Origin of the sequence: Candidatus Thermodiscus eudorianus (assembly GCA_015521085.1) — an archaeon.
Classification (GTDB): Archaea; Thermoproteota; Thermoprotei_A; order Sulfolobales; family Acidilobaceae; genus Thermodiscus; species Thermodiscus eudorianus.
This window is the reverse complement of record WAOW01000010.1, coordinates 68,344-84,102: the sequence shown is the minus strand read 5'-3', so window position 1 is coordinate 84,102 and position 15,759 is coordinate 68,344. Positions and strand designations below refer to the sequence as shown.

At 48.7% G+C, this 15,759-nt stretch carries 14 protein-coding genes; 7 read left to right on the top strand and 7 right to left on the bottom strand.

Annotated elements, in window-relative coordinates; all coding sequences use genetic code 11:
- The coding region (locus F7C38_08365) for a thermosome subunit (GenBank protein MCE4601546.1) at window positions 1–987 on the bottom strand (987 nt) is incomplete at its 3' end.
- Window positions 988–1,115: 128 nt separating this feature from the next.
- On the opposite strand from F7C38_08365, the gene F7C38_08360 reads away from it, so the two are divergent.
- The gene (locus tag F7C38_08360) at window positions 1,116–1,964 is read left to right on the top strand and encodes a hypothetical protein (protein MCE4601545.1); all 849 of its coding nucleotides are present in this window, start codon (window positions 1,116–1,118) and stop codon (window positions 1,962–1,964) included.
- Here F7C38_08360 and F7C38_08355 read toward each other — a convergent pair.
- Complete coding sequence (locus tag F7C38_08355) at window positions 1,941–2,705, bottom strand: hypothetical protein (GenBank protein ID MCE4601544.1); 765 nt, start codon at window positions 2,703–2,705, stop codon at window positions 1,941–1,943. The two genes, F7C38_08360 and F7C38_08355, sit on opposite strands and share 24 nt — an antisense overlap.
- A gap of 240 nt (window positions 2,706–2,945) precedes the next feature.
- On the opposite strand from F7C38_08355, the gene F7C38_08350 reads away from it, so the two are divergent.
- Both F7C38_08350 and mpgS read left to right on the top strand, forming a co-directional pair.
- The gene (locus F7C38_08350) at window positions 2,946–6,746 is read left to right on the top strand and encodes a hypothetical protein (GenBank protein ID MCE4601543.1); all 3,801 of its coding nucleotides are present in this window, start codon (window positions 2,946–2,948) and stop codon (window positions 6,744–6,746) included.
- Window positions 6,747–6,842: 96 nt separating this feature from the next.
- Window positions 6,843–8,015 (top strand): mannosyl-3-phosphoglycerate synthase, encoded by a 1,173-nt coding sequence (mpgS, locus tag F7C38_08345; protein ID MCE4601542.1) that lies wholly within the window; start codon window positions 6,843–6,845, stop codon window positions 8,013–8,015.
- 3 nt (window positions 8,016–8,018) lie between these two features.
- Here the strand turns inward: mpgS and F7C38_08340 are convergent, their stop codons facing one another.
- The 3 genes from F7C38_08340 to F7C38_08330 form a co-directional block, all read right to left on the bottom strand.
- Window positions 8,019–8,297, bottom strand: a complete 279-nt coding sequence (locus F7C38_08340; GenBank protein MCE4601541.1) for a hypothetical protein — start codon at window positions 8,295–8,297, stop codon at window positions 8,019–8,021.
- Window positions 8,273–8,599 carry a winged helix-turn-helix domain-containing protein gene (locus tag F7C38_08335; GenBank protein ID MCE4601540.1) on the bottom strand — a complete coding sequence of 109 codons (327 nt, stop codon included), beginning with the start codon at window positions 8,597–8,599 and terminating at the stop codon, window positions 8,273–8,275. The genes F7C38_08340 and F7C38_08335 overlap by 25 nt, the downstream gene beginning before the upstream one ends.
- A gap of 61 nt (window positions 8,600–8,660) precedes the next feature.
- On the bottom strand, window positions 8,661–9,518 hold the full coding sequence (locus F7C38_08330) for a hypothetical protein (protein ID MCE4601539.1): 858 nt from the start codon (window positions 9,516–9,518) through the stop codon (window positions 8,661–8,663).
- 243 nt (window positions 9,519–9,761) lie between these two features.
- Between F7C38_08330 and F7C38_08325 the strand changes: the two genes are divergently transcribed.
- Window positions 9,762–10,151 carry a hypothetical protein gene (locus F7C38_08325; GenBank protein ID MCE4601538.1) on the top strand — a complete coding sequence of 130 codons (390 nt, stop codon included), beginning with the start codon at window positions 9,762–9,764 and terminating at the stop codon, window positions 10,149–10,151.
- Window positions 10,070–10,669, top strand: coding sequence for a hypothetical protein (locus tag F7C38_08320; GenBank protein ID MCE4601537.1), 600 nt, complete (start codon window positions 10,070–10,072; stop codon window positions 10,667–10,669). Before F7C38_08325 ends, F7C38_08320 begins: the two co-directional genes overlap by 82 nt.
- A 104-nt stretch (window positions 10,670–10,773) precedes the next feature.
- Here F7C38_08320 and F7C38_08315 read toward each other — a convergent pair whose 3' ends face one another.
- Window positions 10,774–11,223, bottom strand: coding sequence for a PIN domain-containing protein (locus tag F7C38_08315; GenBank protein MCE4601536.1), 450 nt, complete (start codon window positions 11,221–11,223; stop codon window positions 10,774–10,776).
- Window positions 11,223–11,426, bottom strand: a complete 204-nt coding sequence (locus tag F7C38_08310; GenBank protein ID MCE4601535.1) for an antitoxin family protein — start codon at window positions 11,424–11,426, stop codon at window positions 11,223–11,225. The genes F7C38_08315 and F7C38_08310 overlap by 1 nt, the downstream gene beginning before the upstream one ends.
- 844 nt (window positions 11,427–12,270) lie before the next feature.
- Here F7C38_08310 and F7C38_08305 point away from each other — a divergent pair.
- Window positions 12,271–14,220, top strand: a complete 1,950-nt coding sequence (locus F7C38_08305; protein MCE4601534.1) for an AAA family ATPase — start codon at window positions 12,271–12,273, stop codon at window positions 14,218–14,220.
- Window positions 14,201–15,679, top strand: coding sequence for an McrC family protein (locus F7C38_08300; GenBank protein MCE4601533.1), 1,479 nt, complete (start codon window positions 14,201–14,203; stop codon window positions 15,677–15,679). The genes F7C38_08305 and F7C38_08300 overlap by 20 nt, the downstream gene beginning before the upstream one ends.
- Window positions 15,680–15,759 lie beyond the last annotated feature (80 nt).

Genomic DNA, 15,759 nt, shown 5'->3' with positions numbered 1-15,759 from the left:
TCCTGTTGCCTTGGCTATTTTTTCTATGTCGCTCCTCTTCACCCTCCTCACAGCCATAATACCCTTCTTAGCGAGGAAGTGCTGAGCAACCTCATCAATACCCTTCTGAGTAACAACAACACTAGCACCAGTAGCAGCAATCCTCTCTACCATTTCCTTGATCAGCTTGGTCTCCTCCTCTAGGAACTGTTCGAGCTGGTCGAGGTCGGTGACCCGTATCTTGGTTGATAGGTCGGGCTTCTGTACCTCTAGTGGAGTGTCTAGTACCGCTATCTTGGCGTTCTTAACAACCCTAGGCATATCAGGATGAACAACCTCCTTATCAATCACAACACCGCGGATGAGCTTGCTGTCCAGTAGGCTTCCTCCCTTCTTCTTCTCGATCTTTACGTTGTCTAGGTCTACCTCGTAGCCCTCTCCCTTCTTCTCGGCGATTATCCTGATCGTGTTGAGGACCAGCTCTATAATCTTCTCCTTCTCCGGGCCATGGCCCACAAACTTGCTTGAGATCGTGGTGTCGATTATCCTCCTCAGGGTCTCATCGTCCTCAACGTTTACCGGGACGGCTATCTCGTCTAGGTACTTGAGGGCCTTCTCTAGGGCTTTGGTGTATCCGTCTATGATGGTTGTCGGGTGTATGTTCTCGTCTAGAAGCTTCTCGGCCTTCTCCAAGAGCGTGCCAGCTAGGACTACGACGGTTGTGGTCCCGTCGCCTACCTCGGCGTCCTGGGCCTTTGCCACCTCGACTAGTAGCTTTGCAGCTGGGTGCTGTACTTCCATCTCCTTTACTATGGTTGCTCCGTCGTTGGTGACGACTATGTCGCCGAAAGCGTCTACTAGCATCTTGTCCAGGCCCCTTGGCCCTAGACTGGTCTTTAGTATCTCGGCTAGAACCTTGGCGGCTAGGATGTTCGCCCTTATAGCCTCTCGTCCATAGGTTCTCTGGGTTCCCTCCTTCAGTATCAGTACGGGTACTCCTGCTGCCATCTCCTGTCACCTTTTCCCTAGTTCAACTCCGAGAGTCCAAGGGGGTATCACTTCTATATAAACATTACGCTAGCGGGCTCTATAGCTAAAGAGCCTAGACACGAGCCAAAACCCTCGGGACAGCAGCTATGGTAAAATGCGACGTCTGCAAGAAAAGAGACGCGCTCTACTACAGGACCTACAGCGGCCATAGACTCTGCACTATATGCCTAGAGAGGATACTATCCAAGACTGTCAAGAGAACCATAGGCGAATCGGGCCTACTAACACCAGGATCCAGAATACTCGCCGTGGTCAGGCCCAGCGAGCCGATGCACTCTCTCGCATCACTACTACTCCTATCAATCGTCGAGTCCAAGTTCAACGTCGAGCTACACGTATTAGCTCCAAGCCAACTCAATAAAAACAACATGATAGAATCCATAGTAGATAGGATTGGACGCTGGGTCAAGTCCTCAAGCCTCATAGAAGAATTCCCCCTCCCGAAAAGCCAAGGACCAATACACTGCATCAGATACGAACGCGCGTGGGCACTAAGCCGTGCGAAGAAGCTCAACGCTGATGTAATAGCATTCCCCCTTTCTAGAACCTGCATAAACACTATAGGGCTAGAGGCGTTGCTAAGCTCCAGGACCGACGCCCTGAGTGAGGCTCTACCTGCAATACCATGGACTAGGCCACCGATATTCTCTCCGATAGCTAATATAGAGGGCGAGGCATTATCGGCTTACGCTTTTCTTAAGGGTTTGCAACTGGATCCGCTCTGCACAACCACTATCCCAGCGAAGATCCCGCTGCTCTCGATCCTAGGCAATAGGCCAGAACTGGAGTTCAGCAGCTCCAAGACGATAATAAAACTATCAAGGAAGATAAATACAGGATACTGCGAGTTGTGCGGGGGTTATACTCGACGAGGTGAGAGAATATGTGGATACTGTATTGAATCCGGGGCATCACTCTTCTTCTCCAGAGAGTAACGACTTCAAAAGCGTCTTCTCGCGCCTAGTCAGGTACAATATAACACCGTAGGGATGCCTGCTACGCAGGCTAGGAGGATAGATCTCTCCATCGTACACCGCGAATCCGGCCCTCAAGATCTCCTCGACAACGTCCCTGTGGCCGGACCGGGCGAGATCGGCCAATAGCCTGTCAAATCCGATTTCCTCCTTGAGGTCCCTCTCCTCGACACTTCTACCACATACTATGCAAGTCAAGTCGGGAGTCACAGAATTGAAGCCGCAGTAAGGACATCTCACTCGTGTAGGAGTCCCATACCTCTGCCACAGGTACCTGAGCGTATCCACGATATAATCTGCGTTCAACTCCTTGGCGATACGATACAGCTTAGGCGCCACCCTACCAGCGAGTTCCGGAGCGTATGCCACTATAAACTCCAGTTGCTCCAGGCTGAGGGTATCTCTCTCTAGGAGTTTCGCCGCTATAGCCTTGTAGAGCGTCTGCCTTGAGTTGACTATCCTCTTAATGATGCTCTCGGCAGTGGGTTTCGTCTTCCTCGCCTCGACTATACCGGTTACTATAGGCTCTATTACGTCTCTCAGCTCGGCCTCCCTTAACCCTAGGTAGTCTAGCCCGGTCCTGCTAACGACCTCCGAGGCCACTATAGAAGTCATCTCTTCGATGTTGATCGTCCACTTACGCTCCCTTCTAGAGCCCTTCCTTTTCGACTTGCCAGTGCTGCTTTTGGGCGATTCGACCACCGCCGTCCTCGTAGCTTAGCTCCATAGTACTCTATAGTCGGTGCCGACGCCTATATTTCAAGGATAAGCCCCTGATGCCTAGATTGAATTGGTAATACCACCCACTTGACTAGAACAAGCAACTCTAGAATCGGTAGGGCTCAGAAGACCTAACACACCCGGGGCCCAACAGCTATAGGAGGCACAGGGACCTGGCAACGCTCTACTATTTAAAGAGCGGGAACGTGCCGGTGGCCGGTAATGGCGTTAGAATACGTGATCAAGAGGGATATGAGAAAGGAGCCGTTCGACGTAGAGAAGCTTAGGAATAGCATAAGAAAGGCCGTCACCGCGGCTGGACTCGGGGAGAGCGACGCCGAGGAACTACTAGGCAGTCTCCTAGAGGAGCTAGAGGGGGAGAGCTCGCCCTTCACCATGACAATATCGGATAGGATCGTTAGGCTAATGGTGGTCCGGGGCATATCCAACCCCAAGTGGTTTGAGGCGGCTAAGAGGTTCGAGCTAGCAAAGATCTATAACGACGTGTATGGCAAGGGCCGGTGGAGCGGGTTTGACCCGAGGGACCTCCTCTTAACGTTTAACGCGATCAAGGTTCTGGAAGCGAGATACCTCTTGAAGGATACTAAGACGTGGAGGTATAGAGAGACCCCGCAGATGATGTTTAGAAGGGTAGCTAGGCACATAGCCAGGGTCGACGAGGCCTACGGTAGGAGCGAGGACGAGATCAAGTCGCTTGAAGAGAAGTTCTACGATATAATGAGTAATCTAAGGTTCATACCCAACAGTCCAACCCTAATGAATGCAGGGACGAGGCTAGGCATCCTATCAGCCTGCTTCGTCGTCCCCGTCAGGGATTCAATGTCAACCCCCGACGGGGAGGGCATAATGGATGCAGTTAGAGCCCAGGCCCTAATACACCAGCACGGCGGCGGGACAGGCTACGACTTCTCGGAGCTCAGGCCGGAAAGCGATGTTGTTAGTAGTAGTGGTGGATTAGCCAGTGGTCCACTTAGCTTCATGAAGTTGTTCGACACGGCCACCGACGTGATCAAGCAGGGCGGTAAGAGAAGAGGAGCCAACATGGGCGTGATGCATGTATGGCACCCGGATATAGAGAAGTTCATAAAGTCGAAGACTGGCGAGTTGAAGGACGTAAACCTGCAGAACTTCAACATCAGCGTCGGGTTCTATGACTTGTTCATGAAGTACGTCGAGGAGGGGAGGGAGTGGCCCCTCATAAATCCTAGGCTAACAGACTTGAGGAAAAGCGAGGGCTACGATTCACGCTACTATGCGATAGTAAGGGCAAGGCACTACATGGATGAGGAGTGGGTCCAGGAAGTTATAATAGACGAGCTTGAGGAGAAGGGCGGGAGCGTGGGCCTGGACGAGACGGTCATAGTCACACTGGACGAGGCCCTGGTGATAGCCGAGGAAGAGGGGGCCATAGCGAAATGGGTAGACGCGCAGAAACTATTCGATGAGATAGTCAAGGGCGCCTGGGATAGCGGTGATCCAGGCTATCTCAATATAGACGTGATAAACAGGCGGCACCCGACATGGTATATCGGCAAGATCAACGCCACCAACCCTTGCGTCTCGGGTGACACCAGGATACTAACGCCTAGGGGATGGATAAAGGCGTCCGAGCTGTATGAAGAGGCGAAGAGAAGGGGCAATTATGTCCCCGTAGAGATAGACAAAGAACACCTCGGCGAGGGAGGCATCCCTGTAGCATACGAGGTGGAACTGGTAACTAGCCAGGGCGAGGAACCCATAAACGGCTCCGTCCCTGGAGGGATCCCTAAGCTGCAAGTACCTAAGGCGACCAGGGCATGGATATGGTATGTAGGCAGGAAGCCCGCGTTAAAGGTGAGGACAAGGGAGGGCTATGAGATAACCGTGACAAGGGAACACAAGTTCCTCACGCCGAAGGGCTGGAGGGAGGCTAGAGACCTGAAGCCGGGCGACAAGATACTCCTGGGAAGGCTCCACCCCGGGCTCCTAGACGGTGTAATCAGGGGAGATCACGACCTAGGCGAGGATAAGGCCTTCATGCTCGGTTTAGCGATAGGCGAGAATGCCGGTAAAAGGGCTCCATCCCAGCTCTCTGGCATGGAGAGTATCGTTGCCGAAGGGAGTACTACGGTGGCAACTTTGGCTGGAGCGGGAGAGGGCTCTACGCGCCCCGCGAGCGCAGGTGTTATGCTGGAGACGGCTGCTGATGCGCATGTGGCCGGGCTTCCGGAGACCGTCTGGAGGCTATCCTATAACGCTCTGAGGGCGTTCTTGAAGGGGCTATTCACGGCTAGCGGCCGTGTAGACTGGGATGGCTCGATCGTATTGACTAGCGGCTCGCTGGGCTTGCTGAAGGATCTACAGGTACTGCTAACTATGCTCGGAATATACACGGTTCTAGAGAGGGGAGGCGAGAAACCGGGCAGGGGCGGAGATGTATACAGACTCCTGATCAGGGGGCGCAGCGCCATAATATTCAGGTCCCTGATTAAATACGAAGATGGCGCGTTAGACGGGAGCAATACTATAACATCGAAGAGCGAGGACAGCGTGTGGGCGACTATAGACTCGGTCGACGATGTAGGTGTTAGGGAGTTCTACGACTTCACGGTCCCGGTCACGCACTCCTACATAGCCAACGGGATACTCAACCACAACTGCGGCGAGGAACCCCTACTCCCGTGGGAATCATGCAACCTGGGCAGTATAAACCTGGAGAAGTACGTTATAGACACGCCGGAGGGTCCCTCTATCGACTGGGACTCCCTTGGAAGGGACGTGCGGACCGCGGTCAGGTTCCTAGACAATGTAATCGACGCCAACGACCCGCCCCTACAGCAGATAAAGGACGCTACCAGGAGGACCAGGAAGGTGGGCCTAGGCGTCATGGGCTGGGCCCGCATGCTCATCAGGCTCGGGATACCCTACGATAGCCCTGACGCGATAAGACTAGCATGGCACGTGGCCGAGTGGATAGCGTGGAACGCTTACTCGGAGAGCATAGAGATAGCTAGGGAGAAGGGACCCTTCCCGGCATGGGACCCCGAGAAGTATAGATGGCTCCACGAAACCCTGCCATACAACGATGTCGAAGACTACCTGAGAGTAGTAGCGGAGGAAACGGGCTCAGGAGACTACACAAAGCCCCCCAGCAGCACCCTGAAGAGAATCCTATCCACCAAGCCAGAGACCAGCTGGAGCAGTATCAAGGAGAAGGCTAGGGAGTATGGAATGAGGAACGCGGCGCTACTCAGCATAGCGCCCACAGGCTCCATAAGCATAATAGCGGGGGCGAGCTCAAGCATCGAGCCGCTCTTCGCGCTAGCATTCCTGAGGAGGGTCTCGGTGGGAGAGTTCTTCGAAGTGGATCCATTATTCCTCGAAGAGCTAGCCAAGAGGGAGATGGACGAGCCAGAGGTCATCGAGGAAATAGCGCAGTCCGGGAGCGTGCAACACCTGAAGTGGATTCCGAGGAGCCTGAGGAGGCTGTTCAAGACTGCCCACGACATAGACCCCGAGTGGCACCTACTCCACCAAGCCGTATGGCAGGCGTGGATCGATGCCGGCACGAGTAAAACCATCAACCTAAGGCACGACGAGCCCGTGGAGACGGTCAGGAGGGTCTACCTGCTGGCTTGGAAGCTTGGAATCAAGGGGACAACAGTGTACAGGGACAAGAGCAAGAGCCAGCAAGTGATATACTTCGGCGTAAAGGGTGAGAAGGAGAAGCATGGCGGCGGTGAGAAGCAGGGCAAGGGGGAGCCTGAGAAGCAGCCTAAACAGAGGCAGAAGCTGATAGAGGTCGATTCCTCTCGCGACGACGAGCCGAGCGTTATAGTGGAGCCCGAGCCGCGCGAGCCTGAGAAGGCTACAGTCGCGGAGAGTGGAGGAGGGGGTAGCGTGACGAGGCATACGGCTGGTAGGAAGAGGCTGAGGCTTGGCCATGGGAAGGTTGGTAAGATTGTTGAAGTAGTTGTGGCTAGCGAGGACTATGCTGGTGGGTGCCCCACCTGCGATATATAAATAACATAGTTATATTTTAACTATATTCTCCTGGCATGACTTGTGTAGAACACATAAACCTTATAATCACTACTATACTTGAGGGGTAGCGTTGTAATGCTAATCGAGTACCCGCAACACTTCGAGACCTATGGAGCAGTCAGGATCTACGACGTAATCAAGGTGCTTGAACTCGATGCAAACGGCTACCGCGGCCACAGGGGATCGTACATCCTCGACTGCTCTATCTCGGAAAACATAGCACACCAGACCGCGATCGTGATCCCAGTCAAGAACGAAGACCTACTCACGCTCGAAGGAGTAATGTCGGCGATCCCCCACCTCAGCCCAATCATACTAGTATCGGCGTCAGCTAGGAAGCCGGCTGACAGGTACATGTATGAGGTGGAGCTAGCCCGCACACTCCACACCTCGACCAGGAGGACCGTCGTGGTAGTCCACCAACGCGACCCGATATGGGGGGAGGTCCTCTCTGGGACGAGCCTGGAGTCCATGATAGACCCCGAGACGGGGACGGTTAGGAAGGGAAAGGGCGAGGGCATGCTCCTAGGAGTACTAATAGCCGCGGGGCTCGGGATGAGGTACGTGGGCTTCATCGACAGCGACAACTATGTCCCAGGCGCAGCCCACGAGTATGCATGGATCTACTACTCGGGCTTCGCACTATCCCCCACTCCATACACGATGATCAGGATAAAGTGGCCCTTCAAGGGGAAGCTGGCCGCGAGCGACGTCTACCTGAGGAGGAGGGGCAGGGTCTCCAGGACCACCAACTCTATAATCAACTACGCGCTAACCATACATAAGAGGGTGGAAACCGACATCATACAGACAGCCAACAGCGGCGAGCACGCGCTGTCAATAGATCTAGCCTTGAAGCTGAGGTGGGCCGGTGGATTCGCCATCGAGCCGTTCCAGATCATAGATCTACTAGAGAGGTGCTACCTCGACCTCTCCTCCAACGCGTGCCCCCTACTACCAGAAGGCGTAACGGTATACCAGGTCGAGTCAAGAAACCCCCATATACACGCTGAGAGGGGAGACGATCATATCGTTGAGATGACTGCGAGAAGCCTAGGCACAATATACTACTCTAGACTAGCCGTGGATAAAGTCAAGCAGAGGATCCGCAAGATACTCGACGAGTACAGATGGGACAGCGACCCGCCAAAACCCATAGTCTACGATCCATCCAACGTTAACCCGGAGAAGATATTCACCGAGGCGGTAGCCCTAAGCAACGACATCTACGTAATGAAGACCCCCTAAACACTACCTCCTGACTATATCGTATAGTAGGAGTAGCCCCAGGATTATGGTTGATTGCAGTGCTATCAGGGGTTTTGAGATCTCGGGCCCATACCCCTGGTTCTTCCAATTATTGTATATCAGTATGCCTAGTATTCCCTGGATCATGAAGAGCAACGATATCAACGTCAAGCGTATGCCTATGGGGAACTTAACCAGCCTGAAGACCAGGTATATGATCCCAGCCACTATTACTATCTGAATTATTACTAATATTATTAATAGGTCCCAGAACGTGAACACTCCCCATCACCTAAAACCCTGCAAGCCACCTCAAAAATAACATCCCAGTTCTCCAGTGCGAGATCGCTTAGAGTATACGGCGCCCCATAACCACTGCCTATCCTCTCCACCAAGCCATGCCGCTCCAATACCTCCAAATGGTGGATTATAGTCCTATAGTTCAATCCAAGACGCCTCGACAGCTGGTTCGGGTTACTCGGGTTATCTTTAAGTTCAAGCATTATGCGGGCCCTCGTAGCTCCTCCTCTACTCCCCTCCAGCAGCCAAGCCAATAAGAGTTTCAGCCTCTTGTCTTCCTTCAATCAACACTCTCCAGACAATAAAAAGAGGATGAGGTTGTATTTCATACTTCCTCCCGGATGGCTAGGGTAATACGCCTTTGACGTTAGCGACGAACCACACATTCTTTACCATATGGCCGGTGGTCTCTCCCCTAGCCTTATCGTTCACCCAGTAGTACAGTGGGTGGCCCTTGTAGACTACCTGGATCTTGCCATCACTTCTCTGCACGAAGCTAAAGTCCGTTATGTTCAGGATAGAGGGCACGACGAACTCGCCGGGAGGCGTTGGAGGCATGAATACCGGCCACTTGCTCGCGCAAGCCCCATAGCAAGCCGGGGTCCCATTAACGTCCTTTGCAAAGTAGTAGAGCGTCATACCCCTGGAGTCGACGAGGTAGAGGCCTAGACCCTCCTTGTAACCCACCAGCACCGTGTAGTCGGGCTTAGCCACGTACCAGACGTTCTTAACCCCATCACCCTTTATGTCTCCGGGCTTCTCGTCCTTGAAGAAGTAGTATAGGGGCCATCCCTTGTAGGCCACCTGTTTAGTGCCATCCTTCCGTGTTATGATCGAGAAGTCCTTTGGATCCAGCCCTGGCGACGGCTTTATCTCATCCACGTAGAACACCGGCCATTTCTTAGCGCACTCGCCGTAACAGGTGGAGGATCCGTTTACGTCCTTCGCGAAGATGTAGAGCGTCATGCCCTTGGAGTCGGTTAGGTACAATCCCACGCTGGGATCGTATGCGAGGCGTATCGTGTAATTCTCCTTCACCAGCTTAGTCTGCGTCTTTGTAGTCGTCTCAGTCATCGTCTTGGTTACAGTCGTGGTCTCAGTGGTCGCCTGTACCCCTTTACCATAGTAGAGGAGATAACCTATTCCTACCCCGATTAGGAGTCCTATAATGAACAGTGCTCCAGCCACTGCCTTCAGATCCATTCTACCACCGACTATAATAGACTCATCATTATTATTTATGTATTTTTATAACTTATATAGGAATTTGTACAGAATTGCATATAAATTACACATACCTGTCCTGTATACATCTATTTCGCAAAGATGCTCCATCCCATCTCACCCTCCGAAGAAACCTTCTCCCCGCCCAGCCAGGCCTACCACACGATATTTATCATATTTTTAGCTACAACAGATCATCTCCAGAGCCCGGGGACGGCTCAGTTGAGCGACAAAATCCTCGGCTTTGCCGCCGGAATAGCTATAAGGCTAATGATCCGGAGCCTGAGGAACAAGAGAAGGTACCTAGAGGAGACAGCACCACCCCAGCTAACGAGGGAAGAAATAGACCAGTACATAGTTGACACAACCATAGACGAGGCCTACGAACAGCTACAGGCGGAATACGACAGGGCCTACAACGAACTCCTCCAGAGGGAGAAGGAGGTGGAGGACCCCTACATCAGGAAACTCATACAAAAAATAAAGAGACGCCACGAACTATTCAGGCCAGACAACAAGATGAGGCCGCCATGGATGCTCACAGCCATACTCCTCAACGAAGCCCTAAAACACGGCATAAAAGACAGGGAAAAATATACCAATACATACTAAAAGCAAGCTGGGAATACGCCAAACAAATAGCCCAAATCCTCCCCACCAAAAAATATCAAGGAAAACACAAACAAGCCTACGCCAACCAAATAAGAAACCCATACTACACATTAGTAGAATTGGCAAGAATGGTAAACGAAGCAAATGAAGAGGATCCTATTTGGCAAAAATATCGGAATGAGCTACTAAGTCGATATTGGACAAAAATAAAAAACAAGTTAGGTGATAGAAGAAAATCTCATCATGAAATAGTAAAATATCTCAATTTACTCGACGAATCCTTCAAAGAAGCAGAAAAAGAAGCTGGAATAGAACCCTTCTGGCACAAGACGCCCGAGGAGATACTGGGTTTACGAGAGGCATTACCCGCTCCATATTCGTCTTATAGGGAGTGGCTTGTCGAGTTTCTATCCTCGACCCTTAGAAGCATGGATCCCCGGGAGTTGGCTGAGCTAATCGTATCGTGCTGTGGAGGCGAGTGCATCTATAAGGGGCTTACTAGGCATAGAAAGGGATGAGCCCTTTCTAATCTAATAGGTAATAGTCACCTTCCGAGTAGTAATTAGCCTTCTACGGATCCCTACTTGTAAAGTGTTTCGCTGCCTCTATGGAATTTCATCCCTTAGGGGAGGATTGTTAGCCAGGGTACTCGTTTGAAGTCTTCGTCAAATGTTAGGATCCTCTCTATGCCGTAGTGTTTGCAGGTTAACGCTATTAGGGCGTCTGCGGGTAGTAGGCGATGCTTTCTGGCTGTATCGATGAGTTCTTGGGGTTTCGCTTTATCTTCTAGTACGGTCACTTTCGCGTCCTTTAGTAGCGTGGTTAGCTCGTTTAGCTCCGCCTCGAAGAACTTGTAGCCGTGGGTCTTGATGTATTCTCTCAGCTTCTCTATACGCCGTATCCCTAGCTCCAGCCATGCCTTGGTCCTCACGATGGTGAATACTGCCTCGTCTATTACGCGGATGCTAGTGTATAGCTCGTCCTCACTCGATACCATGTCCTCTACAGCTTGAGAGTAGGGTTTAACGTCGTGGAGGTAATAGATTATAGCGTTGGTGTCTAGGAACAGCATTACTGCTCCTCAGCCTCCAACATGAACCTATCGAGAAGCTCCTTGGGAGCACGACCCAAAGCCCCCCGATGCCTCCTAAGGAGCTTCCTCCTCTCCCCAACCTCTATAATCTTAATCGTCACTTCCTCTCCTTCTCTAAACTCTAGAGGCTCTAGTGGCTTGAGTACGCCCCTCTCATATCTTGCCCTAATAACCTTAGACAATCTTACACCCCTTACGGATTACTGGTTTCTGGCATTCATAGCTTTTTGTTACGACGCCCTCTGCATGTCTTGCGGTTTTACTATTGGTCGAGTGGCATAATCATAGTTAGAGTGCTTAATGGAAGCAGGTAGTGTCTATGGTCCGGTTAAAAGACTTGCAAAATAAGTTCAGGTGATATAAGATGAGATATGTTATACTGTTAAAAGAATCGGGGAATCAAGCAAAGATTCAAGTAAAAAGTAGATTTCGCATGGACCACGTCAGATGATAAATTAAGTGCAACGATGATAATAATGTCGTTAAATGTTCCGGACAAAGATGAATTCCTCTCACTAGTGGAAACACTAGCGAAGAAGTTCAATGATGATTCTTTCGCGTGTGACGCACTATATTGGGGATTTTTATTCATCTCAATTCACAAAGGGGCTGAGCTATACAAAGGGACAAAAAGCGAAGCTTGACATACCGGCTTGACAAGAGCGGCTCATGCCTTTAACATTTTTAATTCGCTATCTGATTTCCTCTATACTTACTTTTTACTTTTCCCTTTATCTTCGCGATTTATTTCCTCCTCTAACTATTTTTAATAATGCAGCTTTTCCTATATTTTTGATTTTTAGAAGCGACTCCTTCGCGCTGAATCAGGTTCTAGAATGTCTAGTCCGAGGAGACACAACCATAGATTAATCCGTAACTACTTCTAAAATAATAGCCACGGCCATCTTTCATACCGTATTACTTCCTCTATAAATAGCAAACTAGATTCACTTCATCTAGCATGGACGTTTTAATGAAACTAAAAATTAAATCGTTAACATGTCTATATGTAACGTGGTGTTATATGTGGCTAATACCGGTGAGCAATTAAAGTCACCTAATAAGCAGGATGATGTTGAAGCTTTATGTAGTGATAGAGAGGTCTTGTCAGGCCTTCTAGAGGATATCTTTTATGAGGTTGGGAAATTCTTTCTAACTAGTGAAAGCAAAGAGCTAATTGAAAAAAGAGAACTTTATAAAAAAATTATGAATAAATTAATACAAATTTATAAAGAAAGAATTCTAAACAAGGATTTAACAAAGGAGGAAATAGAAAGAGTACTTGTAGAACCTAACAAGAACTTTACCTTTAAAACGTTGATCTGGACGGCTCTAGGCGCTACAGCAGGTAACGGTATAGATAAACCCGAAGTAATTGCTCAATTTCTAGCCAACAATGAAGTAAAGAATATATTGATAGAACTAGATGGAATAAAATCCACAGATGAGCTAAGTAGTTATCTCAACAAAAAATTATACTATATTATATCAAATATAGAAGACGTTCAACAGCTATCACTTCAAGTTTTGTCGATCTGGCTTTCTTTCACTAACCCCGACCTTATTGCTCCGATTTCACTCGCTGAGATTCATGTAGGAGATTTTAATTATATAATTAAAAAATGTTTTAATTATGAAAATATATATAAAGTAAATATAAAGAATAATATAAAGAAAATAAAAAATAACTGGGAGAAGATTCGAATGTATTATGATGTCTTTCTTGTCGCAGTAAATAAAGCTAAGGAGAAACTATCTTGGGAATTCAATCTAAAACTGACGGCTTTAGAGCTTTATTTATATCTATCACTGTGTAGGGGATCAAGTGAGATTAATAAAGAAATAGGAAAACATAATGCTAAAATATGTAAAAATATTGTTAAAAATATTATAAGGAAACATGTAGATCAAACCCGAAGTAACCCCGATATTGATACTCCCATGCCCCACTTAATAAACGAAATCGATCGCCTTTTGTCCAAGTTCGGCCAAATTATTCTATTTGGCCCACCAGGTACTGGGAAAACCTTCCTAGCTAACTATTATCTTCGAGCTGATAACGACTCCTCTAAAGTCGTGGGCGAGTTTGTCGCTTTTCACAAGTCCTATGGGTACGAAGAGTTTATTGAGGGTATCTGGCCTATGGCTGAAGGCCGCAATATTAGATATGAGGTTAAAGATGGAATCTTCAAGGAACTGGCTATCCGTGCGATCTATAGTGCTATCAGTGGTAACAAAACGGGATCTGGAAAGTGTGCTCTTCCCAGAGGAGCGAAGAGGCCTAAGACCCCAAGCTATAAAGAGATAAAGAGTAGAGTACAGGAGTGCCTAAAGAGTATCCGCGACGGCAACGAAAGAATCAGCCTCCAGATATTCAAGGATTCACCTAAGTATATTCTTGTTATCGACGAGATCAACAGAGGCGATATAAGTCGAATATTCGGAGAGTTAATAACCCTACTAGAACACGATAAAAGACTATCAAGGCCAAACCAAATCATCGTAAAGCTCCCCTATAGTGGAGACCTCTTCGCAATACCTCCCAACCTATACATTATTGGAACAATGAACAGCACCGATCGTAGCATCGCACTAGTAGATTACGCTCTACGTAGAAGGTTCGCATTCATGGAAATATCCCCTCAACCAGACCTAGTAGAAAGTAAGGTAATCGACGGCCTCAGCCTAAAGGATCTGCTCAAGAATATTAACGATAGAATCAGACGAGAGCTCGGAAAGGACTTCGAGATAGGTCACAGTTACTTCCTAGAAGTAAATGATAAGGAGAGCCTACACCGTATCTGGTACTATCAGATTGTTCCATTACTACAAGAATATTTCTATTCAAACCTCAAGGCCTTAGCAGGAATCTTCGACGACAAGGAGAAACTATACGATGTCAGTCAGGCTAGTAGTGTAAGACCCGAGGAGCTAGTAAGCTTGCTAATAGAATGGATTGAGAAAAGAGAGGTTTAGAAGAGCTTTGGCAGAGGAACCATCTGAATGCTGGGTTGAGGACCACGTTATTGCATTGCAAGAAGGGAAGCCATGTGAACTCCCCGAGGGGGCTAAGTACGATTCGCTATGTACTCTCGTCTCTAAGGCTAGCCCCGCGCTGTCAAATTTGTCTATAAGACTCTCACAGAGCCTCAGCCTGATAGACCGGGATGAGCCCATACGGGCTCAAGTATCATGCGACGAAGAAAAACGTCTTATCTCCTTCCAGTCACAGGGTGTTGCCTCTCCTACAGGGTTATTTACATTCAACCCTGACAGTTCCAATGTGTTTACGATTGCGGTTTATCCCAAGATTTTCGAGTATAAACCTCTTAGGGGGCTAGGGGCACTCGTATACATGATTGAGAGGGTCATTGCATCGCGCACCAATATACGAGAAGTTTATCTTACCGAGTTGCTTGCAGGTAGTAGTAACCTTCTAGATGTTTGGATGAGGATAATCTACATCCTGTACATCAAGTTGCTTAAACAGGAACTGTTGAAGGGTGCGTATTACGAGTACACCCGCGTAATCCGGAACGGTCCAAAAGTGTCAGGAAAAATCCTTATTTCACGCCAGTTTAGGAGGCCAATACTCGGAAAGCCAAGCATAATCCAGGAGAGCCACCCTTATACTATCGACAATACGTTAAACAGAGTGCTGAAATACGCCGCGACAATTGCATACGATAACCTAATCCAGCCTGGAGGCATCGCTAGAGAAGCGCGAGAGGTATTATCACTATTATCTGAAGTCGAGCTAGATCCTAGTAGTGTGTGGAGAAGAGTCGAGTTCAACAGGCTAAACACTAGATTCGAGAACATCTACTATGTTGCTCTCCTCATTATTCTGGCCCACGGCATTCCTGGAGAGAGAACGCTGAACGGCCTCCTTATTGACATGAACAAGCTATTCGAACTCTATATCTACTCGATACTAAAGGAAGGACTTAGAAACTGGCAAGCCGAGTACCAGACGGGCCTAGATTTCGCCAGGATTTATAGAGGAATAGACAGGTGGACGTCTAAAAGTATAGAACAACACCCGGACATCCTGCTTCGATCTCGGCTAAACGATCAATGCATAGTTTTAGATACTAAATATTCACAACTAGGTAGCATAGAGGACATAAGGACAGATGACCTTAGGCAGATATTTACTTATCACACTCTCTTAGAAAATCTTGGCAAAAGAGGCTGTATTAAAAAGAATGTATACTCGGCTCTTCTATATCTAGCGAAGGACGTTGCAGAAGACAGCTATGTAAGGAACATATACGGAACCTACAATGCTGTGGCACGACAGAACTGCTTTAAAATAATTCTCTTATCTCCTGAATTCATTCTCAAAGCGGCCGAGAAAATACCTCTCCACGCTAATATTGAGAAGAAAATTGTCGAAGGAATAGTTGACCTTACGGGATGTGTAGGGCTTTGACGGAGAGAGACCTTTGTTGTATGAGTTGTGAAGCAAAAATAAATGCAGTAATTGAAATACATCTATAGAAGGATTTTCTT